The organism is Micromonospora sp. B006 (genome assembly GCF_003408515.1).
GTDB lineage: Bacteria > Actinomycetota > Actinomycetes > Mycobacteriales > Micromonosporaceae > Micromonospora > Micromonospora echinospora_A.
This window is the reverse complement of record NZ_CP030865.1, coordinates 4,157,350-4,180,490: the sequence shown is the minus strand read 5'-3', so window position 1 is coordinate 4,180,490 and position 23,141 is coordinate 4,157,350. Positions and strand designations below refer to the sequence as shown.

The 23,141-nt window shown below is 75.2% G+C and carries 22 protein-coding genes and 1 riboswitch; of the genes, 8 read left to right on the top strand and 14 right to left on the bottom strand.

The window, feature by feature from the left end; translation table 11 throughout:
• Positions 1 to 7: 7 nt before the first annotated feature.
• Positions 8 to 604 carry a redoxin family protein gene (locus tag MicB006_RS18620; protein ID WP_116507790.1) on the top strand — a complete coding sequence of 199 codons (597 nt, stop codon included), beginning with the start codon at positions 8 to 10 and terminating at the stop codon, positions 602 to 604.
• Positions 601 to 1,560 (top strand): cytochrome c biogenesis CcdA family protein, encoded by a 960-nt coding sequence (locus MicB006_RS18615; protein WP_116507788.1) that lies wholly within the window; start codon positions 601 to 603, stop codon positions 1,558 to 1,560. The genes MicB006_RS18620 and MicB006_RS18615 overlap by 4 nt, the downstream gene beginning before the upstream one ends.
• On the opposite strand, the gene serS is transcribed toward MicB006_RS18615, so the two are convergent.
• The 5 genes from serS to MicB006_RS18590 all read right to left on the bottom strand — a co-directional run bounded on the left by serS (position 1,547) and on the right by MicB006_RS18590 (position 7,211).
• Positions 1,547 to 2,830 (bottom strand): serine--tRNA ligase, encoded by a 1,284-nt coding sequence (serS, locus tag MicB006_RS18610; RefSeq protein ID WP_116507786.1) that lies wholly within the window; start codon positions 2,828 to 2,830, stop codon positions 1,547 to 1,549. The two genes, MicB006_RS18615 and serS, sit on opposite strands and share 14 nt — an antisense overlap.
• Positions 2,831 to 3,259: 429 nt before the next feature.
• Complete coding sequence (locus MicB006_RS18605) at positions 3,260 to 4,414, bottom strand: MerR family transcriptional regulator (RefSeq protein ID WP_116507784.1); 1,155 nt, start codon at positions 4,412 to 4,414, stop codon at positions 3,260 to 3,262.
• A gap of 31 nt (positions 4,415 to 4,445) precedes the next feature.
• Entirely contained in the window at positions 4,446 to 5,621 is a 1,176-nt protein-coding gene (locus MicB006_RS18600) for a trans-acting enoyl reductase family protein (protein ID WP_116507782.1), read from the bottom strand.
• 31 nt (positions 5,622 to 5,652) lie between these two features.
• Positions 5,653 to 6,789 carry an alcohol dehydrogenase catalytic domain-containing protein gene (locus MicB006_RS18595; protein ID WP_116507780.1) on the bottom strand — a complete coding sequence of 379 codons (1,137 nt, stop codon included), beginning with the start codon at positions 6,787 to 6,789 and terminating at the stop codon, positions 5,653 to 5,655.
• Positions 6,786 to 7,211: a hypothetical protein gene (locus tag MicB006_RS18590; protein ID WP_116507778.1), complete on the bottom strand. Its 426-nt coding sequence runs from the start codon at positions 7,209 to 7,211 to the stop codon at positions 6,786 to 6,788. Before MicB006_RS18590 ends, MicB006_RS18595 begins: the two co-directional genes overlap by 4 nt.
• Before the next feature lie 160 nt (positions 7,212 to 7,371).
• Between MicB006_RS18590 and MicB006_RS18585 the strand changes: the two genes are divergently transcribed.
• Positions 7,372 to 10,143, top strand: coding sequence for a LuxR C-terminal-related transcriptional regulator (locus tag MicB006_RS18585; protein ID WP_116507776.1), 2,772 nt, complete (start codon positions 7,372 to 7,374; stop codon positions 10,141 to 10,143).
• Position 10,144: 1 nt separating this feature from the next.
• Here the strand turns inward: MicB006_RS18585 and MicB006_RS18580 are convergent, their stop codons facing one another.
• From MicB006_RS18580 to MicB006_RS18565, 4 genes are all read right to left on the bottom strand, one after another.
• On the bottom strand, positions 10,145 to 10,696 hold the full coding sequence (locus MicB006_RS18580; RefSeq protein ID WP_116507774.1) for a DsbA family protein: 552 nt from the start codon (positions 10,694 to 10,696) through the stop codon (positions 10,145 to 10,147).
• The gene (locus MicB006_RS18575) at positions 10,696 to 11,190 is read right to left on the bottom strand and encodes a redoxin domain-containing protein (RefSeq protein WP_116507772.1); all 495 of its coding nucleotides are present in this window, start codon (positions 11,188 to 11,190) and stop codon (positions 10,696 to 10,698) included. The genes MicB006_RS18580 and MicB006_RS18575 overlap by 1 nt, the downstream gene beginning before the upstream one ends.
• A gap of 59 nt (positions 11,191 to 11,249) precedes the next feature.
• Positions 11,250 to 11,924 carry a BON domain-containing protein gene (locus MicB006_RS18570; protein WP_116507771.1) on the bottom strand — a complete coding sequence of 225 codons (675 nt, stop codon included), beginning with the start codon at positions 11,922 to 11,924 and terminating at the stop codon, positions 11,250 to 11,252.
• A gap of 182 nt (positions 11,925 to 12,106) precedes the next feature.
• Positions 12,107 to 12,511: a hypothetical protein gene (locus MicB006_RS18565; protein ID WP_116507770.1), complete on the bottom strand. Its 405-nt coding sequence runs from the start codon at positions 12,509 to 12,511 to the stop codon at positions 12,107 to 12,109.
• 433 nt (positions 12,512 to 12,944) lie between these two features.
• Between MicB006_RS18565 and MicB006_RS18560 the strand changes: the two genes are divergently transcribed.
• Both MicB006_RS18560 and MicB006_RS18555 read left to right on the top strand, forming a co-directional pair.
• Positions 12,945 to 13,304: an STAS domain-containing protein gene (locus tag MicB006_RS18560; protein ID WP_013475611.1), complete on the top strand. Its 360-nt coding sequence runs from the start codon at positions 12,945 to 12,947 to the stop codon at positions 13,302 to 13,304.
• Between the two features lie 41 nt (positions 13,305 to 13,345).
• Positions 13,346 to 13,882 carry an SRPBCC family protein gene (locus MicB006_RS18555; protein ID WP_225980413.1) on the top strand — a complete coding sequence of 179 codons (537 nt, stop codon included), beginning with the start codon at positions 13,346 to 13,348 and terminating at the stop codon, positions 13,880 to 13,882.
• Here MicB006_RS18555 and MicB006_RS18550 read toward each other — a convergent pair.
• The 4 genes from MicB006_RS18550 to MicB006_RS18535 form a co-directional block, all read right to left on the bottom strand.
• Positions 13,879 to 14,955, bottom strand: a complete 1,077-nt coding sequence (locus tag MicB006_RS18550) for a hypothetical protein (RefSeq protein WP_116507769.1) — start codon at positions 14,953 to 14,955, stop codon at positions 13,879 to 13,881. The genes MicB006_RS18555 and MicB006_RS18550 overlap by 4 nt on opposite strands.
• A 5-nt stretch (positions 14,956 to 14,960) precedes the next feature.
• Positions 14,961 to 15,092: riboswitch (cyclic di-AMP (ydaO/yuaA leader) on the bottom strand.
• Between the two features lie 143 nt (positions 15,093 to 15,235).
• A complete protein-coding gene (locus MicB006_RS18545) occupies positions 15,236 to 16,150 on the bottom strand; it encodes a cation diffusion facilitator family transporter (protein ID WP_073831277.1) in 915 nt (304 codons plus the stop codon).
• A gap of 94 nt (positions 16,151 to 16,244) precedes the next feature.
• Positions 16,245 to 18,362, bottom strand: a complete 2,118-nt coding sequence (locus tag MicB006_RS18540) for a UvrD-helicase domain-containing protein (protein WP_116507768.1) — start codon at positions 18,360 to 18,362, stop codon at positions 16,245 to 16,247.
• A gap of 124 nt (positions 18,363 to 18,486) precedes the next feature.
• On the bottom strand, positions 18,487 to 19,392 hold the full coding sequence (locus tag MicB006_RS18535) for an alpha/beta fold hydrolase (protein WP_192900097.1): 906 nt from the start codon (positions 19,390 to 19,392) through the stop codon (positions 18,487 to 18,489).
• Between the two features lie 149 nt (positions 19,393 to 19,541).
• Here MicB006_RS18535 and MicB006_RS18530 point away from each other — a divergent pair, with 149 nt between their 5' ends.
• Entirely contained in the window at positions 19,542 to 20,171 is a 630-nt protein-coding gene (locus MicB006_RS18530; protein WP_116507766.1) for a carbonic anhydrase, read from the top strand.
• A 37-nt stretch (positions 20,172 to 20,208) separates the two neighbouring features.
• Here MicB006_RS18530 and MicB006_RS18525 read toward each other — a convergent pair whose 3' ends face one another.
• Complete coding sequence (locus MicB006_RS18525; protein WP_073831280.1) at positions 20,209 to 20,538, bottom strand: hypothetical protein; 330 nt, start codon at positions 20,536 to 20,538, stop codon at positions 20,209 to 20,211.
• Between the two features lie 331 nt (positions 20,539 to 20,869).
• On the opposite strand from MicB006_RS18525, the gene MicB006_RS18520 reads away from it, so the two are divergent.
• Positions 20,870 to 21,361: a DUF3145 domain-containing protein gene (locus MicB006_RS18520; protein ID WP_116507765.1), complete on the top strand. Its 492-nt coding sequence runs from the start codon at positions 20,870 to 20,872 to the stop codon at positions 21,359 to 21,361.
• A 33-nt stretch (positions 21,362 to 21,394) separates the two neighbouring features.
• On the top strand, positions 21,395 to 23,119 hold the full coding sequence (locus MicB006_RS18515; RefSeq protein ID WP_116511588.1) for a glycoside hydrolase family 3 protein: 1,725 nt from the start codon (positions 21,395 to 21,397) through the stop codon (positions 23,117 to 23,119).
• Positions 23,120 to 23,141: the final 22 nt, after the last annotated feature.

The following is a 23,141-nucleotide window of genomic DNA, read 5'->3' as shown; positions in this document are numbered from 1 at the left end:
GCCGCCGATGCCACCGCGCGCCGCCAGCCGTCTCACCACCGCCGCCGTACTGGCCGCCACGCTCGCCGCCGCAACGGCCTGCGCGGCCGGACCCGAGGCCGGCGCGGTGCCCCCCGCGGGCCCGGCCGCCGCGCCGTCGGACGCCGCGTCCCCGGCCGTGACGCCGGGCGGGCCGACGTTCGTGCCACCGGCCGCGGTGCCGGCCACGCTGTCGTTCACCGGCAAGACCCTCGACGGTACGGCGTTCTCCGCCGCCGACCTGGCCGGGCGGCCGGTGCTGCTCTGGTTCTGGGCGCCCTGGTGCGCCACCTGCGCCAGCCAGGCGTGGACGGTGGCCGAGATCGCCCCCACCTACCGGGACACGGTCCCGATCGTCGGCGTCGCCGGACTCGGCGAGCAGAAGGCGATGAAGGACTTCGTCACCGAGTTCGACCTGGCCGGCACGACCCAGATCGACGACCGCAACGGCGCGCTGTGGCGCCGGTTCAAGGTGACCGAGCAGAGCACGTTCGTCGTCCTGGACCGGACCGGCCGGGTCGTCCACCAGGGATTCCTGGACGGTGAGGCGCTGACCCGGCAGGTCGAGACGCTGGCCCGGGGATGACCGGCGCGCTGCTGCTCGCCCTGACCGCGGGCATGCTCGGCGCGGTCAACCCGTGCGGCTTCGCGATGCTGCCCGCGTACCTGTCGTTGCTGGTGGCCGACGGGCGCGGCGCGGTCGGCCGCGCGCTGACCGCGACGGCCGCGCTCACCCTCGGGTACGTGCTGGTGTTCGGCGCGTTCGGGCTGGCCGTGGCGCCGGCCGCGGACTGGCTGCGCCCCCGGCTGCCGTGGCTCACAGTGACGCTCGGCGTGCTGCTGACGCTGGCCGGCTGCTGGCTGCTCGCCGGACGGCGACTGCCCGCGCCGCGCCCGCTGCGCGCCGCGCCCCGGCTCACCCGCACCTGGCCGTCCATGGTGCTGTTCGGCGCGGCGTACGCGCTCACGTCGCTGAGCTGCGCGATCGCGCCGTTCCTGGCGATCGTGGTGACCAGCCTGCGGGCCGGATCGCCGCTGCGCGGGCTGGCGCTGTTCGGGGCGTACGCGCTGGGCATGGCGCTCGTGGTCGGGGTGGCCGCGCTCGCCGTGGCGCTGCTGCGCGGCCGGGTCGTGGCGCGACTGCGCGGCGCGGGCGCGTGGGCGCCGCGCCTGAGCGGCCTGGTGCTCGTGGTCGCGGGCGGTTACGTCGCCTGGTACGGCTGGTACGAGGTGCGCCTCGCCGAGGGCCGGTACGACGCCTTCACCGACCCGGTGATCCGCGCCGCCGCCGAGGTCCAGCAGACCGTGGTGAAGGCCGTCGACACTCTAGGCCCCGCCGCGCTCGCCGCCGTCCTCGCCGCACTGCTCCTGGCCGCCCTGCCCCTCACCCGCCGCCCCCGCCCCCGCTCCCTCTCCCTCTCCCGCGATCTTGCAGTCGGGGCCCGGAAGGAAGGGGTGAAGCGGACTTCTCGCGGGCCGGAAGTGCAAGATCGTGGGGAAGGGGCGGGGACGGCGGCGGGGGAGCGGGTCAGCGCGGGGTGAGGCGGTCGGTGCCGAGCTTGTCGCGCAGGACCTCCGGGACCACCACCGAGCCGTCGGACTGCTGGTGCTGCTCCAGGATGGCCGGGAACAGGCGACTGGTGGCGAGCGCCGAGCCGTTGAGCGTGTGCACGAAACGGGTCTGCTTCGCGCCCGGCTCGCGGTAGCGGATCGCCGCCCGGCGGGCCTGGTAGTCACCGGCCCAGGAGACCGACGACACCTCCTTGTACTTGCCGGTGCTCGGCATCCAGACCTCGACGTCGAGCGTCTTCTTCATCGAGGCGCTGGCGTCACTGGCGGCGAGCAGGCTGGTCTGGAAGTGCAGACCGAGCTTGCCGACCAGGCCCTCGACGTGCCCGACCATCGCCTCCAGCGCCTCGCCCGCCTGCTCCGGCAGCGTGAACTGGAAGATCTCCACCTTGTTGAACTGGTGGCCGCGCACCGTGCCGCGCTCGTCGGAGTGCGAACCGGCCGCCTCACGGCGGTAGCAGGGCGTGTACGCGAACGCCTTCAACGGCAGCTTCGGCGTCTCCAGGATCTCGTCCTGGTACGCGCCGAGGATCGCCGTCTCCGCCGTCGGCAGCAGGAACTGGCCGCGCGAGGACGACTGCTTGTCGATGTGGTAGACGTCGTCGTGGAACTTCGGGAACTGCCCGGCCGCGAAACCGGCGCTCTCCAGCAGCAGGTGCGGCGGGAGCAGGAACTCGTAGCCGGCCTGGATGTTCTGCTCGATGAGCCAGTTCACCAGCGCCCACTCCAGCCGGGCGCCCATACCGGTGTACATCCAGAAGCCCGAGCCGCCGAGCTTCACGCCGCGCTCGTGGTCGACCAGGCCGAGCGCGCGGCTCAGCTCCACGTGGTCGCGTACCTTCTCGATGGCGGGCGCCTCGCCGAACGTCCGCACCACCCGGTTGGCCTCCTTGCCCCCGGCGACCACGTCGTCGGCGGGCAGGTTCGGCAGCTCGCTCATCGCCGAGCGGAGCCGGGACTGCACCTCGTCGAGCTGGGACTCCAGCTCCGCGAGCTGCTTGCGCTCGGCCTCCGGGGCGACCGGCTGCGGCGTGCCGCCGGACCGTTTCGCCTCCGCGTACGCGCGCGCCTCGGCCTTGCGGCGCTGCCGCTCGGCGTCGATCTCCGTGATCAGGGCGCGTCGTTCCTGGTCGAGCCGCTGGATGTCGTCCAGCGCCCGGGTGACCTCGGCGGGATCCAGACGCTTCGCCAGCGCGGTCGCCACCGCCTCGCGATCCTTCCGGATCAACTCCATGTCGAGCATGCTGCTCGTACGCCTCCGTCCAGGCAGTCAGGTGGGACCTCCAGATGCTACCGTCGCGCCCCCGCCGCCCCGGCCCGGCCCGCGCAGCCCGCCGCCATCAGGCCCGTTTCGGTAACGGCGCGTGATGGTGGTGTTGTCGGAGGGGTGTGCTCACAGTGCGTGACGGTGCTCTGGTGCCCGCTTCGCCCCGCGTCCGCTGGTGGACGTGCTGACCTGGTCAATCTGACGGATCCGCCTTCGGGCGGGCTTGCCCCTTCGGCGACTTTGCTCTGCAGCCACCCCCGCGGCGTTTGACGGAGCGTCAGCGTTGCGCCGATGGCTGCAGAGCAAAGTCCGCGAGGGGTGGAACAGCCGGGAGAGCGGCGGCGTCACGCACAGTCACCGATGTGTGTCGCCGGTGTCTGGCGGCGGAAGAGGGAGCGTTGGGCGTCAGAGGCGTACCGGCATCAGGACCGAGAAGGCGTCCGCGTCGTCGGCCCGCCGCACGGCAAGCGGAGTGATCGGGCCATCCAGCTCCAGCACGAGCTGGCCGTCGCCGGACCCCAGCGCGTCCAGCAGGTACTCCCGGTTCACCCCCACCCGAAGCGCGTCAGCGCCGGCCGCGCCGGCCGGGTCGACAAGGCGCAGCTCGCCGCGGCCGTCCAGGCCGAGCGCCACCACCTCGTGCTCGACGCCCTCGTGCGCGCGGTGGCAGACCGGGGCGCCGTCGGCGGTGAGCGCCGCGCGCAGCGCCGCGCCGTCGACCGGGATCCGGTACGCGGGTACGTCACCGAGCTGCGCCCGCAGCAGCCGGCGGTAGTCCGGGAAGTCGTACGGCAGCGGGACGGCGGTCAGCGGCCGGCCCGCCACCGTGACAGTCACCCGGCCGGCAGCGACGACGACCTCGGCGACGTCCGATCCGTCGAGGCCCGCCCGCGACCCGTCGAGGCCGGACATAGAGCCGGACATCGAGGCGTCGGGACCCGGGAGCGAGAGCATCGCCCGCAGCTCGTCGACGGCGGCCACCGGCAGCAGCGCGCTCACCGGCGGGCCGTCGACAGTGGCGCCGACCCGGGCCACGGCGAGCCGGAACCGGTCGGTGGCGAACAGGTGCACCCCGTCGGGGGCGACCTCCAGCAGCACGCCGGACAGGACCGGCAGCTCGGGGTCGGCGCCGACGGCGAAGCGTACGGCGTCCACGGCGGCGGCGAGGTCGGTGCGGGACAGCACGAGGCGGGTGGTCACTGTGGTCTCCTCCGGGTCGATCAGGCTGCGGATCCGGGAGAGCTCACGACGCGCGTCGGCCAGGCCGTCCTCCAGGCGGCGCAGGTGCGCGTCCAGCAGGCGGTGCACCTCGGCCGGCCGGTGCCGGTGCCGCAGCGCCTCGGCGATGCCGGTCAGCGGCATCCCCACCCGGCGCAGCCCGGCCACCAGCCGGGCCGGGGCCACCTGCTCCTCGGTGTACCAGCGGTAGCCGGTCACCGGGTCCACCCGGGCCGGGGGCAGCACGCCGGAACGGTCGTAGAACCGCAACGCGCTGACCGTCAAGCCGCTGGCCCGGGCCAGTTCGCCGATGCTGCGAAGCTCGCTCTCCACGGCCGTCATCCTGTGACCTCGACCGGGTCGAGGGTCAACCTCACGCCGGCAGCGTGCGGAACGTGATGCCCGCGCGGACCAGCCGGTCCAGCAGCGCGTCACCCATCGCCGCGACCGGTGTGACCTGCCCGGCGGTCTCCGGCAGGTCGTCGAAGGCCAGGCACAGCGCCGACTCGGCGAGCATCTTGGCGGTCTCGTCGTATCCCGGGTCGCCGCCGGCCACCTCGGTCACCACCCGGCGGCCGCCGCCGGTGCCCACGAACCGCACCCGGAACCACGACTTCGCCCGCTGCTCGGCGGTCGGCCCCTGCCCGGAGGCGAGCCGCCCGAGCAGCCAGCGTCGCGTCGGCGCCACCTTCACCAGCCCCATCACGCCGGCCAGCCCGACTCCGGCGACAAGCACCGTGGGCAGCCGCTTCATGGCCGCGAAGTGCCGGTAGCGGAAGTCCGGGCCGTACTCCGGGCGGGCCGCCGCGGACCGGCGGACCACCTGCGGGTCGATGGTGGGCAGCGGCACCGCCCACTGGCCGAACTCGCGTACCCGGCCGACCTTGCCCGGCACCGCGCGGACCCGGCGCCCGTCGGGCTTCGGCTCCATCGCCCGCCGGGCCCGCGCCGCCCGGCTCGTCTCACCGGTACGGGAGAACGCGGTGAGCGCCGAGTGGTACGTCCCGGCGGAGAACCGGCCACCGGCCCGCACGTAGCCGTCCACGGCGATCGGCCCGTCGGCCGGCAGTTGCTTGACCGTGTACCAGACGCCCAGGTCGTGCGGGATCGAGTCGAAGCCGCAGGCGTGCACCAGGCGGGCCCCGGTGCGTACCGCCTCGGCGTGGTGCCGCACGTACATCCGGTCGACGAACTCCGGCTCGCCGGTGATGTCGAGGTAGTCGGTGCCGGCCGCGGCGCAGGCGGCCACCAGTGGCTCGCCGTGGTGCACGTACGGGCCGACGGTGGTGGCCACCACCCGGGCGCACTCGGCCACCGCCCGCAGCGACGCCGGGTCGGTCACGTCGGCGGTGAGCAGGGGCAGCTCGGCCAGGGCCGGGTCGATCGCGGCGAGCCGCTCCCGCACGGCGGCCAGCTTGTCCGGGTTACGCCCGGCCAGCGCCCAGCGCAGCCGCTCCGGCGCGTGCCGGGCCAGGTACTCGGCGGTCAGCCCGCCGGTGAAGCCGGTGGCGCCGAACAGGACGAGGTCGTACCGACGGTCTGCGCGCATCCGCCGAGTGTGCCATCCACGGCGCTCACCTTCACGGCGTGAAGACCACCCGCACGCATCCGTCGGCCCGGTCGCGGAACAACGCGTACCCGTCGGCGCCCCGCTCCAGCGGCATCCGGTGCGTGGCCAGATGCTCGGTGACCAGCTCGTCGCGGTCCATCCGCGCCAGCAGCTCCGGAATCGCTGTCGCGCCCCGCCGCCGGGCGGCGCGGACGGCGAGGCCCTTGTCCGCGAGCGCGCCGAGCGGGAACCGGTCCACCACACCGGGCCGGGCGTCGAGCACCACCACGACGCCGCCCTTGCGGCACGCGTGCACCGCCTCGCGCAGCGCCGTTCCGCCGTCCGCCTCGGTCAGCGGCCACCGGCTCGGCTCGGCCGGCATCCCGGAGGCGTCGACGCACACGTCCGGGCCCCGGCCGCCGCTGCGCTCACGCAACTCGGCGAGCACGTCCACGTACCTGTGGTTGAGCGCCTCCACCCCGGCGTGCCGGGCGACCATGCGCAGCCGGTCGTCCCGGTCGTCGACCACGATCACCCGGTCCGCGCCCCGGGCCACCGCCGCCCCGGCGGTGAGCTGGCCGACAGCGCCCGCGCCCCACACCGCCACCACGTCACCCGGGGCGACCTCGCCCAGCTCGGCGCCGTACCAGCCGGCCGGCGCGGCGTCGGCGGCGAACACCGCCCGGTCGTCGCTCACCGACTCCGGTACGGCGAACGCGCCCACGTCCGCGTACGGCACCCGGACGAACTCGGCGTGGCCACCGGCGAACCCGCCCAGCCGGGCCGGGCGGCCGAAACCGCCCGCTGACGGCTGGCCCCACTCCGGCTCGGCGGTCACGCCGCTCGTGCCGTTGTCGCAGCAGGCGAGCAGCCCCTGCCGGCAGAACCAGCACGCGCCGCAGGCCACCGCCGCGCCCACCACCACCCGGTCGGCGACCCGGTGCCGGCGTACCTCCGGGCCGACCTCGACCACCTCGCCGAGGAACTCGCGGCCGAGCACCTCCCCGGTGGACGCCTCGGGCACCCGCCCGCCCAGGAGCGGCAGGTCCGCGCCGCAGGTCGTGCTCCGCCGCACCCGCACGATCATGTCCTGGGCGTTGCGCAGCTCCGGGTCCGGGACGCGGCGCACCTCCACCGCGTCGGCCCCGGCCCAGCACAGCGCCCTCATCGCACCGGCCCCGGCCGGTCCATCGGCGGACGGTCCGCGCGCAGCACCTCGCCGGTCTCCAGGAGCTGCTTGGTCTGCCGCAGCACGTGGCGCAGGTACCGGCCCGGGTCGTCGCCGACCAGGTGCGCGGCGAACCCCGGCAGCGTGCACTCCCCGCCCAGCGGACGGATCGCCAGCTCGGTGCCGCGACCGCCGGGCGCCGGGCGGGCCCACACCTCGACCGCCCCGTCGAGACGATGCAGCGGCTCGGGCCACCGTCCGGCCGGGAGCACCCGCTCGGGCGCGGCGGCCACCGTCACCTTCTGCCACCGTCCCGGCCGTGGATCCGTCGCGGCCCGCTGCGGCAGGCGGTCGGCCAGCCTCCGCGCCCCGACGGCCGCCAGCGCCAGCGCGCCGGCCGTCAGCCGTCTGATCCGCGCCACCTGACCTCCCGAGGTCCCGGCCTCGGGCGGCCGGCGCTGCCCGGCCGGCCGCCCGCGTGCCTCCAGGGTGGGCCGGGCCCGGGTGAGCCGGGTTCGCCCGGAAGGGGTGAACCGGCCCGGTCCGGGTAACCGCTGCCGGCGTCGACAGGGGGAGGGATGCATGCCGGAGGAGGCCGACCAGGTCCGATTCGTGGCCGCGCCGCACGACACCAGGGAGATCACCGGTACGCCCGATCTGCGTACCGCCGGCGTCGATTCACCCGACCTGGCCGGTGGTGCGCTGCCGGGCGGCCCACCGCTGCTGGCGTCCCGCTTGACGCCACCGGCGCCACCCGAGCCGGGTCTGCTGCGGCCCCGGCTGGTGGAGCGGGTGGAGCGGGGCGCGAGCGGGCCGGTGACGCTCGTGCTCGCGCCGGCCGGCTGGGGCAAGACGACCGTGTTGTCCGCCTGGGCACGGGCGGAGCGGGACGGCCCGGCGCCGGCCTGGGTGACTGTGGGCGAGGGCGACACGACCCGGCGGTTCTGGGGCTATCTGGCGGCGGCCCTGCGTATGGCCGCCGCCGAGGACCCGGACGAGGGACCACCGCCGCCGGTGCCGGACGGCCCGCCCCGGCCCGAGCAGCTGGAGTCGCTCGCCGCCGCGCTGGCCGGACGGGAACGGCCGGTGCTGCTGGTCCTCGACGACCTGCACCGGGTCACCGACCCGGCGGCCCTGTCCGGGCTGGAGTTCCTGCTCCAGCACGCCGACGGGCGGCTGCGGCTGGTGGCCGGCGCGCGGCGCGAGCCGCCGCTGGCGCTGCACCGCTGGCGGCTGGCCGGCGAGCTGACCCTGATCGGCGCGGACGAGCTGGCGTTCACCGCCGACGAGGTCGCCGACCTGCTGGTCGCGCACGGCGTGCCGGTGCCCGCCCCGGCGGTGCCCCGGCTGGCCGAGCGCACCGCCGGCTGGCCGGCCGGGCTGCGGTTCGCCGCGTTCGCGCTCGCCGACGGGACCGACCCGGCCCGCGCGGTGGACCGGTTCGGCGGTGACCAGCCGGACGTCGCCGCGTACCTGCGGGACGAGGTGCTCGCGCCGCTGGGCCCGGCGACCCGCGACGTCCTGCGCCGTGTGGCGGTGGCCGTCGCGGTCCGCGCCGACCTCGCCGCCGTGCTGACCGGGCGGGCCGACGCCGGGCAGGTGCTCGCCGAGGCGGCCCGCGACGGCGGCTTCCTCCACCAGGACGGGGGCAACCCGCAGTGGTACCGGCCGCATCCGCTCCTGGCCGACGTGCTCCGGGACGAACTGGGCCGGCTGCCCGCCGACGAGGTGCGCGAGCTGCACCGGCGGGCGGCGGACTGGTACGCCGCCCACGACCGGCCGGCCGAGGCGGTGCGGCACGCGCTGACCGCCGGTGAGTGGACCGCGGCCACCGAGCTGCTGATCAGCCGCTGGCCGGAGCTGGCACCGGACGAGCCGACGACCGTGGCGCCCCCGCCCGAGCCGCCGGCGGACGCGGTCCGCCGCGACCCCGAGCTGGCGCTGGCCGCCGCGGCGGAGCGGGCGTACGCCGTTGATCCGGCCGCCGCCGACGGGCAGCTGCGGCGCGCGCTGGCCCACGCCGACGACCTGCCCGCGCCGCGCCGCGACCGGTTCCGCGGGCTGGCCGCCGCCGTGGAGTTGAGTCTGGCCCGGCTGGGCGGGAACCACGAGGCGGTACGCGAGGCCGCCGACCGCCTGCTCGCCACCGCTTCCGGCCCGGCCGTCGACGCCGCCGCCGATCCGCGTGCCGGGTCGGCCGAGCGCGACGACGTACGCGCGGTGGCGGGCGCCGCGCACGGGCTGGTCGCGCTGGCCGAGGGGGAGCTGCCGGTGGCCCGTACCCGGTTCGCCGAGGAGCGGGAGGCGGCGCGCCGGGCCGGCCGGCCGCGGACCGAGCTGCTCTGCGTCAGCCGCTCGGCGGCGCTGGAGGCGGCCCGGGGCGCGTTGCGGGCGGCCGAGGAACTCGCCGGGGAGGCGCTGGCGATGCCGGCCTGTCAGGGCTGGTCGGCCCGGTCGGACTGCGGCTACGCGTACCTGGCGCTGGCGCTCGTGGCCTGGCACCGGGACCGGCCGGCGGAGGCGGTGGCCCACCTGGCGCTGGCCGGTCCAGCCGCCGCGGAGCCGGGGGGCGCGGCGCTGGTCGCGCTCTGCCGGGCCGGGCTGCTGGCCGACGGTGACGACCCGGGCGGCGCGCTGCGCACGCTCGCCGGGGCGCGGGCGGTCGCGCCGGGCCCGGAGCTGGGCGGGTGGCTGGCCGCCGAGGAGGTTCAGGTGCGCGCGGCGGCGGGTGACGTCGACGGCGCCCGGGCGCTGCTCGACGCCACCGGTGGCGGGCCGGCGCCGGCGCTGGCGTCCGCCCGGTTGCTGCTGCGTGCCGGTGACGCCCGCGCGGCCGAACGGGCGCTGCCCGACTGGGCCGGGCCCGGCGCGGCGGACTGGCCGCTGCCGGTACGGCTGGGCGCCGGGCTGCTCGACGCGGCGCTGGCCGGCGAGGCCGGGGACGCCCGGCGGGCCGGGCGGCTGCTGGAGGAGGTGCTGGCGCTCGCCGAGCCGGACGGCTACCGGCGCGTCTTCACCCGGGCGGACCCGGGGGTACGGGACCTGCTGGCCGCGCACCTGGACTCCGGCACCGCGTACTGGGCGACGGTGAGCGAGCTGGTCCGGGGAGCGGACGCGCAGCCGGTCGCCGGGACGGCGGACGGCCCGGCGCGCGGGCTGGACGAGCCGCTCACCGAGCGGGAGCTGACCATCCTGCGCTACCTGCAGAGCATCCTGTCCAACGTGGAGATCGCCGCCGAGCTGTCGCTGTCGGTGAACACCGTCAAGACGCACGTGCGCAACATCTACCGCAAGCTCGACGCGACCCGCCGGCGGGACGCCGTCCGGCGGGCGCGCGAGCTGCGGTTGATCTGACTCAGACGTCGGCGGCGGCGTCCACCACTGTCAGCAGTTCGGCAAGGTCGTAACCGCCGTCGTGGCGGACGCCGTTGACGAACAGCGTCGGGGTGCCGTTGACGCCGCTGCGGATGCCGCCGACGAAGTCCTGCCGGACCCGGTCGGCGTACTCCTGACGGCCGACCTCCGCGGCGATCTCGTCCGGCGACAGTCCGATCTGCTCGACGCCGAGCGACAGGTGCACCGGGTCGAGCTGGTCCTGGTGCTGGAAGAGCCAGTCGTACATCTCCCAGAACCGGCCCCGGGCGGCGGCGGCCTCGGCGGTCTCCGCCGCGCTCTCCGCGTACGGGTGGATGTTGGCGATCGGGAAGTGCCGGTACGCCAGGCGCACCACGTCGGCCCGCTGGCGCAGCACCTCGGTGAGGTTCGGGTACGCGGCGCCGCAGAACCGGCACTGGAAGTCGCCGTACTCGACGATGGTGACCGGCGCGTCCACCGGCCCGCGGACGTGGTCGCTGTCGGTCACCGGGGTCCGCAGCCGCGCGGTGGTGACCTGAAGTGGCGTGGTCATCAGGTGCTCACCCGCCGATCCGAGTTGAGCCGCTCCAGGGCGTCGAGGATGCCGTCCACGCCCGGGTTCACCTCGGGCGGGGACAGGTGGCTCCAGGCCACCCGGCCGTCCGGGTCGACGACCACGAGCGCCCGGTCGGACTGCCCGCGCGGCGCGTACGCGCCGTATCGGCGCGACACCTCGCCCTTGGGCTCGAAGTCGGCGAGCAGCGGGAAGCGGATGCCCTGGGCTTCGGCGAACGCCCGGTGCGAGTCGACGCTGTCCACCGAGATGCCCAGCAGCATCGCGTCGTACCGCTCCAGCTCAGGCAGGGCCGCCTGGTAGAGGGCCATCTGCTCGCCGCAGACCGGTGACCAGTCGGCGGGATAGAAGGCCAGCACCACCGGACGGCCCCGGAACTGCCCGGGACCCACCTGTCGCCCGTCCGGCGCCGCCGGCAGCGTGAACCCGGGGGCGGCCCGCCCGGGTGTGATCAGCCCGTTCGGATCACTCATGCCTCCCACCATGGCCGGTGCCCGGGTGAGGCGGGCTCACCCGGGCGGGGTGGTTCGGCTCAGCGCACGACGAGGTGGTTGTGCACCTCCCGGATGCCGGGGGCGTTCCACACCACCCGCTCGATCTCCGCGCGTTCGCCGGCCGAGTGGACCTGCCCGCCCAGCACCACGGTGTCGCCGTGCACCCGGACGTCGACGGTCTCGGCCTCGGTGGCGGCGTTGCGCGCGAGCGCGTCCACGATCCGCTCGGCCAGGTCGTGCCCGTCGGCGCGGACCGCCGGGCGCACGGCGATCCCGTTGCTCACCCCGCGTACGCCGGTGAGCCGGGCGACCGACCGTTCGGCGGCGCGCCGCTGGTACTCCCACTCGACGTCGCCGTGCAGCGTGACCCAGCCGTCGGAGACGGTCACCTGCAGCGCCTCGACCGGTACGAACGCGTCCCACTCCAGCGCCCGTACGGCCGCGACGGCGATCTCCGGATCCTCCCGCCCGGCGGCGGTGGCGATCTGGACGAAGAGGTCGTTGGCGACCGCGCGGACCCGGGCGGCCCGGTGCGCGGCCCGCTCGGCGGCCCACTTCTTGGCGTAGCTGTCCACCCGGCCGGTCAGCGTCACCACGCCCTCGGTGACAGTCACCCCGATCTCGTCCGGGCCGACCCGGGGTTCCCAGGTCAGTTCGTCGAGCACCGCGGACTGGATGTCCCGGTCGGTACGCGTGATCGTGTCGGTGGCCATCCGGCTTCCCCTCCCGTCGACGGCGGCGCGGGCACGGGGTCCCGCACCCGCGATCCTGCGCGTGTCCCGGGTGACCCACCCTCACCCGGTCCGGGTGAGGCGAGGGGAGGGGGAGCGCACCACGCAGCACGGTGGCCGCCCCGGGAGTACCGGGAGCGGCCACCGTGCCGGTGGGGTGCGGGTCAGCCGTCCAGGCCGGCCGGGGAGTTCGGGCGGTCCACGTCCACGAACTCGATCTCGTCCGCGGCGCGGTCGCGGCTGCCCGCGGCGCGCGCGGCGGTGCCGGCGGCCCAGCCGATCGCCGCGCCCGCGAGCGCCGCCGCGATCAGCAGCGTCCAGGGCAGGGCGGGCCGGCGCCCGGCCAGCGCGTCGAAGGCGAGCGTGGCACGCCGGCGCGCCTCCTCGGCGGCGGTGCCGACCAGGTCGGTGGCGTCGTCGGCGAAGCCGGAGGAGTTGCGGCGGGCGGCGCGGGTGGCGTCGCGCACGCTGTCACCGGCGGAGCCGGCCGCGGAGAGCAGGTGCTGCCACGCCTGGTCGGCGACCCGCTCGGCCTTGCCCCGGCGGTCCAGCAGGTTGGATCCGAACATCGTTCTACCTCCTCGGGTGCCGAAGGCCGGCGGCCACTTCGGACTCCGGTGTCCATCCGGCGCGTCACGGGTTGACTCCCCCGGGCAGTGCCCCGCGGGCGGCGGCGGCAAACCCACAGTGGGGCGCGGGCGGCTACCAGGCTTTCAAACCGGGACGAACCACCCGAACGCGCCGAGAGCGGGGTGTCGGCGCGAGGTGCGCGCGCCCGCTACCCTGGTCGGCGGATCGACGGGTCCGACCGGCCGTACGGCTGGCCGTGGCCCGCGTCGAAGGGGAAACTGGAACCCGGAGGTCCGGATTGGGTGCGCCCAGGTGTGCCCAGTTCGCGAATTGCTCATCCCGGGGGGTGGCGACCGAGCCGTTGGAGGAATACTCTCGGTCGCGGCCCGCGTACTGATGAGGCGCCCGTCAAGGGCGAGTGGAGGTGCTCGCGTGAGCCTGTCGATCGTGAAGTCGGTGCGGCCGGGTGGTGTCGTCCAGATCGCGCCCCGTGGGGAGATCGACGTCGACACCGCGTACGAGGTGCGGGAAGCGATCGCCGAGGTGCTCGCGAAGGGCCGTCCCGCGCGCATCGAGCTGAACATGCGGCTCGTCACGTTCATCGACTCGGTCGGCATCAGCGCCATGGTGGCCGGCTTCCAGACCTGCGAGGTCAGCGGCGTCAAGCTCGTGGTCACCGAGCCGAGCCGGTTCGTGCACCGGCAGCTCTGGGTCACCGGCCTGCTCGGCCTCTTCGGCGCTCCCGAACCGTGGTTCGCCGACGACACCCCCGAGGTGCTGCCCGGCGCCTGAGCGCCCGCTCGCACCCCCTCCGGCCAGGGACCTTCTACCCGTTGCCAGCCCGGCGTCCGTACGGGACGATCGTCGCGACGTACGACGGCGAGGGGGCCCGCTTGCAGAGCAGCGACAGCTTCAGCTACACCGTGCAGGCCCGGTGCGGCCGGGCCGACGCGGTGGCACTGCTGGGTGACCTCAGTCGCCAGGGCGAGCTGCATCCGCTGATCGTCCGGGTCCGGCAACTGCCGGCCCGGCCGGGCGCGCTGGCCAGCTACGCGATCACCGACCGGCTGCAACTGGGCCCGCTGCACTTCCCGGTCACGTACCAAGCGGACGTGCTGGTCGCGAGCGAGGACGAGGTGGTCACGGTGGCCCGGCAGCAGCCGGCGACGACGGTGCGCAACCACACCCGGCTGCGCGACGAGCCCGACGGCACCGTGCGCATCGACGTGGAGATCACGCTGACCGCGCCGGCGCCGCTGTTCGGGTACGCGTTCCGCCAGGCCCGGGCCGCTCACCTGAGCCTGGCGGCCCGTCTCGGCGCGACGCTGGAGGGCCGGCCCGATCCGGCCGGCCCCCCGGGAGCGCGCTAGTACACCGACAGGTGCACGTGGTTGGTGTGGTCGCTGGACGGGTCGCCGTTGCCGCCGCTGTACGCCTTCCACCCGCTGCTGGGCAGCCAGATCTGCTTGAACCAGATCACGTAGAGCACGGCGAGCGGGTCGGCGTTGCGGACGAAGTACGCGGCCAGGTTGTTGCCGTACGTCCGGTCACCGCCGCTGGCCACGCCGCCGAAGCCGTTCTTCTGGGCGGCGAAGTCGCAGGCCCGCCCCTTCGGGTGCTCGCCCGAGCCGCTTGGCCGGTGGCACGAGACGTACCGGGTGAAGCCGGCCGCCTTGGCCTGCTGCAGCGCGTGCAGCGTCCGCGGGGTGATGCAGCCGTTGGCCGGGGTCGGGTCGTTGACGCTGCACGACTCCGCCGGCCACGAGCCGTCCGAGTTGCGCGGCGCCGGCTTCGCGTTCTTGTTGGAGGTGCCCTGGACGCTGCCGCCGCCACCACTGCTGCTGCGTGACGCCCTGTCGTTCGCCACTTCGAGCGCGCGCTCGGCCTGCTCCTTGCGCTTGCCCATCACCGTGACCTGCTTGCGTTGCTCGCGGATCTCGGTGTCGAGCGCGGCCCGGGTGCGGGTGGCCTCGTCGCGGGTGGCGATCAGCTCGCGCACCGTGCGGTCCTCGTGCGCGGCGACCTGTTCCAGGGTGGCGGCCCGGTCCATGAAGCCCGCCGGGCTGTTGCTGTCGAGCAGCGCCGCGGCGGTGCCGAGGCGGCCCGCGCGGTACGCCACTCCGGCGATCTCGCCGACCTTGGCGTCGCGTGCGGCCAGTTCGGCGCCGACCGTCTTGAGCTGGTCGTTCAGCTGCTTCTGGCGGTTCACCGACTGGTTCAGCGCGGCCTTCGCCTCCAGCCAGCCCTTGCTGGCCGCGTCGAGTTGGGCGCGCAGCTCCGGCGTGCCGCCCTCGTCGTCGCCGGGTGCGGCGGCGAGCAGGGCGGTCCGGGGCGCCGCCGAGGCGGGGGAGGCCGGAACGGTCGCGACGCCGAGAGTCAGCGTCGCGACGAACAGGGCCGCCAACCGGGCGGCCGTCCGTCGTACAGGTGCCACTGGGGGCATTCAACACGTCCTTCCGTCAACCGCCGACCGGGTTAGCTGACGGGTTCGGGACGGAAGATCCCTACCGCTGACGCGGATGCACCCCACTTACGTGGTTCCCCGGCTCGCCCCTTCGGGCGATTAGGCGACGGCCACCCCACCTGCGCCGGTGACGCCGGTGGCTGCGGCCGCGACCGAGCCTACCGGCGCGGCCCGGGCGCGGCTCCGACGCGTGGTGCCGCATGGCGGGGCAAAACCGACATTACTGTACAGCAGCCACAGTGATTTAAGTCGGTCCTAATCACCACTCGGTCTTTCCGCACACGCCCGCGGACGCTCCGGGTTCGACCTGCAACGTGGCGTGATCAATGGAGAAGTCCTCGTGCAGCGCGGCCCGCGCGGCGGCAAGCACCCCGCCGGGGTCGACGCCGGGGTCGGTGGTCAGGTGCGCCGAGGCCACCTCCATCCCGGAGGTGAGCGTCCAGACGTGCAGGTCGTGCACCTCGGCCACGCCGGGGACCGCGGCCAGCCGGTCGTGCACGGCGGTCACCTGCAGGTGTTCCGGCGCCGCCTGCACCAGGATGCGCACCGCGGCCCGGCCGAGCCGCCAGGTGCGCGGCAGGATGAACAGGCCGATCCCGACGGCGACCAGGGGGTCCGCCCACCACCAGTCGGTGACCGCGATGACCAGCGCCGCGGCGATCACGCCGAGCGAGCCGAGCAGGTCGCCGAGCACCTCCAGGTACGCGCCGCGCAGGTTGATGCTCTCCTTCGACCCGGCCCGCAGCAGCGCGAAGGCGACGATGTTGGCGAGCAGGCCGAGCACCGCCACCACGAGCATCGGGCCGGCGAGCACCTCCGGCGGCTCGCCGAAGCGGCGTACCGCCTCGACCAGGACGTAGACCGCGACGGCGCCGAGCAGCACGGCGTTGGCGAGCGCGGCGAGCACCTCCAGCCGGTAGAGGCCGAACGTGCGCTGCGGGTCGGTGCCGGCGCGCCGGGTGGCGGTGATCGCCGCGAGGGCCATGCCGATGCCGAGCACGTCGGTGAACATGTGCCCGGCGTCGGAGAGCAGGGCGAGCGAGCCGGTGGTGAAGGCGGCCACCGCCTCGACCACCATCAGGACGGCGAGCAGCGCGAACGCGGCCCATAGGCGGCCCCGGTGGCGGTGTGCCGCGTTGGCCACCGCGCCGCTGTGGTCATGACCTGCGCCCACGCCAACACCCTCCCTGCCGCGTACCGGCCGGGCCCAATGTATGTTCACATCGCTATGTATGCAAGTGAACTGTGGGTGGTGCCGGCGCGGCCCCTCACCCCACCGGGTCGAGCGTGGTGAGGCGCTGGGTCGCCCGGGACAGCGCCACGTAGAGCGTGCGCACGCCCGACCCGGGATCGGCCCGGATCTCGCTCGGCGCCACCAGCACCACACCGTCGTACTCCATGCCCTTGGCCTGGAGGCTGGTCACCACCTGGAGCCGGCCCGCGCCGCGCGCGCCCAGCCAGCCGGCCACCTCGTCCCGGCGCGGCACCGGCGTGATCACGCCCACCGTGCCCTCCACCTGTCCGAGCAGTGCCTCGGCCGCCTCGACGGTGGCCGCCGGCAGCTCGGCGGCGGGCACCACGCGCTCGACCGGCGGCACGCCGGTGGACCGGACCGCGTCGGGCAGCGGCAGATCCGGGTAGAGCCGGCGGATCTCCGCCGCCGCCACCGCGAAGATCTCCGCCGAGTTGCGGTAGTTGGTGGTCAGCTCGTAGCGGTGCCGCTTGCGCCGGCCCAGCGCCTGTTCCCGGGCCCGGTCCAGCTCCTGCGGGTCGCCGGTCCAGGCCGTCTGCGCCGGGTCGCCGACCACGGTCCAGGAGGCCAGCCGTCCGCGCCGGCCCACCATCCGCCACTGCATCGGCGAGACGTCCTGCGCCTCGTCCACCACCACGTGCGCGTAGTCGCGGTAGTCGGCCGGACGCTCCCGGGCCGCCGCCCGGGCGGCGCGCTGCCGATCGGCGTACGTGCTCAGCTCGCGCACGCCACCGGCGAGCTGGTACGGGTCGCGCTTGGGCCGGGCCCGCTGCACCGGCTTGCCCAGCAGCGCGTCCAGCTCGTCCAGCAGCGCGATGTCCGCCACCGTCAGCCCGTCGGTCGCGAGCGTGCGGTACGCCTGCCCGAGCAGCCGGATCTCGGCCGAGGAGAGGATCCCCCCGGCGTAGCGGCGCAGCCGGTCCGGGCGGGCCAGCCAGTCCAGCACGTGCCGCGGGTGCAGCCGTGGCCACCACGCCTTGAGGAACTCGCGGAACTCCGGCCGCTCGATGATCTCGTCCTCGAACGCGGGCTGCTCCGGCAGCCGGCCCACCCGCAGCGTGCGGGCCTGCGCGTAGAGCGCGGCGAGCACCGCGTCGAACGCCGCCCGGCGTACCTCGTTGCGGCGCGCGCCCCGGGCCAGCGTCCGGTCCCGGATCGCGTCCAGCGCGGGACGCTCCAGGCGCAGCAGCTCACCCCGGTACAGCAGGCGCAGTTCGGCCGGGGAGTCCGGCACCGCGTCGCGTACCGCGCGCTCCAGCACCCGGCGCATCCGCAGCGAGCCCTTCACCGCCGCCACGTCCGGCGGGTCGGTCCGGGACGCCGACAGGCCCGGGAACAGCGAGCCGAGCGAGCGAAGCGTGGCGGTCTCCTCGCCGAGCGAGGGCAGCACCGAGGCGATGTACTCGACGAACACGCCGGACGGGCCGACCACCAGGATGCCGCCGCCGGCGTATCGGGCCCGGTCGGAGTAGAGCAGGTACGCGGCCCGGTGCAACGCCACCGCCGTCTTGCCCGTCCCCGGGCCGCCGGAGACGATCGTGACGCCGTTGCCGGGGGAGCGGATCGCCTCGTCCTGCTCGCGCTGGATGGTGGCGACGATGTCGCGCATGCCCCGGCCGGTGGCCCGGGACAGCGTGGCCAGCAGCGCCCCGTCGCCGACCACCGCCATCTCCGGCGGCGCGGCCTCCGGGTCCAGCAGGTCGTCCTCGATCCGGGTGACCTTCTCCGAGGCCGACTGGATCGTGCGCCGGCGCACCACGCCGCGCGGCTCGGCGGGCGTCGCCTGGTAGAACGCGGCGGCGGCCGGGGCCCGCCAGTCCACCACCAGCGTCTCCGCGTCCACACCCCGCACACCCAGGCGGCCGACGTGCAGCACCTGCCCGGTACGCAGGTCCAGCCGCCCGAACACCAGTCCCTCGTGCTCGGCGTCGAGCACGTGCCGGCGCTGGGCGGCGTGGAAGACCATCGCGTCCCGCTCGACCAGCGCGCCGAAGTTGCCGACCCGGGCCAGCTGGTAGCCCTCCCGCTCGGCGTCGGCCGCCGACCGGCGCAGTTCGGCCAGCCTGGCGTACACCCGGTCGAGGTGGCGCTGCTCGGCGGCGATCTCCCGGTCCAGCGTGGTCTGGTCGGTCAACGCGGGCGCTCCTGTGGTCGGACGGCACGACGGGCTGAATGAGGGTACGGGCCCTCGGCAACCGGAGTGCCGGGGCATGCCGTCCGCGTGGCGTACGTCAGTGCCGTTCGTTAGCGGGAGACGCTCAGAGGCGGGTCGTCGGGCGGCTGGTCAGCACCCGGTCCAGCACCCCGGCCACGGCGTCGTTCACCTGGTCCGGGCGCTCCATCATCAGCATGTGACCGGCGCCCGGGCAGACGGTCAGCTCCGTGGTGGGCAGCGCCGCCGCGATCGACTCGGCGCACGGCGGCGGGGTGAGCCGGTCCCGGTCCCCGACCAGCGCGGCGGCCGGCAGCCCGCCGAGCGCGGCGAGCGTCTCCAGCCGGTGCTGCGCCCCGATCGAGGCGCGGAACCCGCCGATCGAGCGCAGCGTGGCGCGGGCCACCGCCGAGGTGACCAGCCGGATGTCCGCCGGGTCGCAGCGGTCGCCGAACAGCATCCAGCGGATGCTCGGGCGCAGCGCGCGCAGCAGCGCGTGCGGCGGCCGCCAACCGCCGCACCGGGCCAGCACCCCGGCGCCGGTGGTCTCGGCGAGCCGGATCAGCCGGGTGATGCGGGGGGAGAGGCCGTAGACGGTGTGCGTGTGACCCTCGGCGGTGGTCGAGACGAAGACCAGCCCGGCGGTACGCGCGGCGAACCGGTCGGGGTGGCGGTGGGCGTACTCCATCACCGTCATACCGCCCATCGAGTGCCCGACCAGCACGATCGGCCCGGACGGGGCGATCTCGTCGACCACCGTGGCCAGGTCGTCGCCGAGCTGGGCCAGCGTGGCGTCCCGCAGCGCCCGGCAGCTCGACCGGCCGTGGCCGCGCGCGTCGTAGGTGACCAGGCGGACCCGGTCGCCGAAACGTTCCCGCATGTCGGCGACCTGGCGGTGCCAGCTGCGCCCGTCGAGCGTCCAGCCGTGCAGCATCACCACGGTGACCTCGGCGTCGACCGGACCGGTGACTGTCACGTGCAGGCGTACGCCGTCCGGAAGTCGCAGTTCCATGTCGTCCACCCCCGAGCCGTCCGGTTCGCGTCCACCGGGTGTCCCGGCGGTGACACCGGCGTTACCCGTCATGACACCACGGCAACCGGGGCGGGGAGAAGATTCGCGTCCGGCCCCACAGGGGTCGGATCGGTGACCAGGCTGGGGGCATGCCGTCCGCCGCCCGCAGTCCGCGCGCCGCGCTGGCCGAGCTGCTCGCCGGCAACCGCCGCTTCGTCAGCGGCCAGCCGGTGCACGGGCACGACGTCACCGCTGCCGCCGCCGTGGCCTCCGGCGACCAGCAGCCGTACGCGGTCGTGCTGGGCTGTATCGACTCCCGGGTGCCGCTGGAGGCGATCTTCGACCAGACGTTCGGTTCGATCTGCGTGATCCGTACCGGCGCGCACGTGCTGGACAGGGCTGTACGCGGCTCGATCGAGTACGTGGTGGGGCAGCTCGGCGTACGCCTGGTGATGGTGCTGGGCCACGAGCGCTGCGGCGCGGTCGGCTCGGCGGTCGAGGCGCTGCGCACCGGGCGGCGCCCCGGCGGCGACCTGGCGTACGTGGTCGACCGGATCGCCCCGGCGGTCACCGACGTCGGCGTGGACGAGCCGGACGCGCATCCGCTGGCGATCCGCCGCCACGTCCGGCGCACCGTGGCAGCGCTGCGCTGCGACGACCGGCTGGCCGGGCCGGTGGAGGCCGGTGAGCTGGCCGTCGAGGGCGCGCTCTACGACCTGGCCACCGGCGAGGTGACGCTGCTGCCGCAGGAGCAGACGCGAAACCGCCCGCCGGAGTGATCCCGGCGGGCGGTTTCGGTGGTGCGGGTGAGGGCGCTCAGCCCTCGAAGACGCCGGCCTCGACCAGGCGCTTCTCGGTGGCCTCCCAGCCGTGCCCCGGGTGGGCCGCGGCCAGGCCGTTGATCTCGGCCCGGATCTTGGCGGCGTGGCCGGCGGCGGCCAGCACGCGGATCTCCTCGACGAAGGCCTCGGAGTCGGTGCGCAGGTGCGCGGTCTTGCCGTTGGTCAGGTTGCGCACGTAGGCGTGCTTGCCGCCGTTGAGCGGGATCAGGTACTTGAACTCGCCCAGCACGCTGAGGGCGCCACCCTGGCCAGCCTGGCCGGCCCGGACGGACGCGCGCGCGGTCTTAGAGGTGTTGCTCGCCACGGAGGTACTCCTTGCAGACGTACGGTGGGGACGGAAGGCCGTCCGGGGGCTGTGCGAGTGACGCCCGGGGTGAGCGCCGGCCCGCGAAGATGTACGGCGGCACAGAGAACCGCCCAGAGAACTGTACACGACCACGACACCTGGCTGGTCATCGCGGCGTCAGAGGGCACAACCGGCTCCACCTCCCGGGTATTTCCCGCCGGTTGGGACCGGCGAATTTTCCGATTCGCTGGCGCACCACCAGTCACACGGGTCATCATGTGTGTCCAGGTACCACTCGGTAGGACGAGGTCGTAGGGGAAGACGCACCTCGGCTCACCGGGAGGTCACCGTGCCAACGCGTGGCGTCGTATACGTCCACTCGACCCCGCTCGCCGTGTGCTCGCACGTCGAGTGGGCGATCGCGCGCGTCCTTGCCGCGCCGGTCAACCTGCACTGGACGGCGCAGCCCGCCGATCCGGGCGCTCGTCGCGCCGAGTGCGGCTGGACCGGCAGCCCGGGGACCGGCGCGGAGCTGGCCGCTGCCCTCCGGCAGTGGCCCATGATCCGTTTCGAGGTCACCGAGGAGCCCAGTCCCGGCGTCGACGGCGAGCGCTTCATGTACCTACCGGGCCGCGGCCTGTTCCGGGCCGCCGTCGGCGCGGCCGGTGACATCCAGCTCGGCGAGGACCGGCTGCGCAGCCTGATGGCCGCCGCGCGCGGCCCGGAGGCGCTGGCCCACGCGCTGGACAAGGCGCTCGGCACCGCCTGGGACGCCGAACTGGAGCCCTACCGGTACGCCGGCGACGGCGCCCCGGTGACGCTGCTCACCCGGGTCGGGTGACGGCGGTCGAGTTGCCCCGATACGGTGGGCCGCGTGTCGATTTCCCCGCGGCGTTCCGCCGTCGCGCTCGCCGCACTCACCGCGCTGCTCGTCTCCGGGTGCTCGGACGGGCCGGACCGGCCCCGTCCCACCCCGTCGAGTCCGGCGCCGTCGTCGGCCGCGCCGGCGCCGAGCGACCCGCCGGCCGCTGACCCGGCCGCCCGCGCCGCCGCGCTGGTCGGCACGCTCTCCGACGAGGACCTGGTCGGGCAGGTGCTGATGCCGTACGCGTACGGCAGCTCGGCCACCGAGGTCTCGGCCGCCTCGGCGGCCGGCAACCGGGCGCTCGCCGGCGTCGACACGCCCGCCGAGATGGTGGCGAAGTACCGGCTCGGCGGTGTGATCCTGGTCGGCTTCAGCGCCGACGACCCGACCTCCGGCAACCAGGCCACCACGAACGTCGACAACCCGAAGCAGGTCCGGGCGCTCACCGACGGGCTGCGCGCCGCCGCCGGCAAGCTGCCCACCGGCGCCGCGCCGTTCCTGATCGGCACCGACCAGGAGTACGGCGTGGTCACCCGGATCACCGACGGGGTGACCCTGCTGCCCAGCCCGCTCGCGGCCGGCGCCGCCGGGAACCCGGCGCTGACCGAGGCCGCGTGGCGGGCCGCCGGGGCCGAGCTGGCCGCGATGGGCATCAACCTCGACTTCGCCCCGGTCGCCGACGTGCTCGTCACCCGCAGCACGGTGATCGGCTCCCGGTCCTTCGGCGCCGACCCGGCGACCGCGTCCCCGCAGGTGGCCGGCGCGGTACGCGGCCTGCAGGCCGAGGGCGTCGGCGCGGCGGTCAAGCACTTCCCCGGGCACGGCCTGAGCGCCGAGGACTCGCACACCGAGCTGCCCGTGGTCAAGCAGTCCCGCGCCGACCTGGACCGCCTCGCGTTCCCGCCGTTCCGGGCCGGGATCGGCGCCGGGGCCATGGCGGTGATGTCGGCCCACCTGGACGTCAAGGCCGTCGACCCGGGCACCCCGGCGACGTTCTCCCGCAAGCTGCTCACCGACGTGCTGCGCGGCCAGCTCGGCTTCCAGGGCGTGGTGATCACCGACGGGATGAACATGGCCCCGGCGAAGAAGTGGTCGCCGGGCGAGGCCGCGGTGCGCGCGCTCAACGCCGGCAACGACCTCATCCTGATGACGCCGAACGTCAAGCAGGCGTACGACGGGCTGCGCGCCGCGCTCAAGGACGGCTCGCTGCCCCGCGCCCGCCTGGTCGAGGCGGTCACCCGGGTGCTCACCATGAAGTTCCGGCTGGCCGGACGGGACACGCCCGCCCTGTCCACGCTCGACGACGCCGCACACCGCAAGGCCGCCGACGACCTCGCCACCGCCGCGGTGACTGTGCTGCGCGGCAAGTGCGGCGGCGCGGTGACCGGACCGGTCAGCGTGACCTCGTCCGGCGGCCGGGAACCCACCCGCAAGCTGCTCACGGAGGCGCTCACCGCGGCCGGCGTCAAGGTGGTGCCCTCCGGCGGCACCGTGGTGCACCTGGTCGGGTACGGCGACGGGGCGAAGGACCTGCGCGCCGACGCCGCCGTGACGGTGGCGATGGACACGCCGTACGTGCTGTCCGGGGCGAAGTCCCCGACGCTGATGGCCACCTACTCGTCCACCCGGGCCTCGATGAACGGGCTGGCAGCCGTGCTCGCCGGCAAGGCCCGCCCGGCCGGCCGCTCCCCGGTGCCGGTCGCCGGCCTGCCGGCCACCACCTGCCGCACCTGATCTTCTGCGGCCTAAGTCGGAT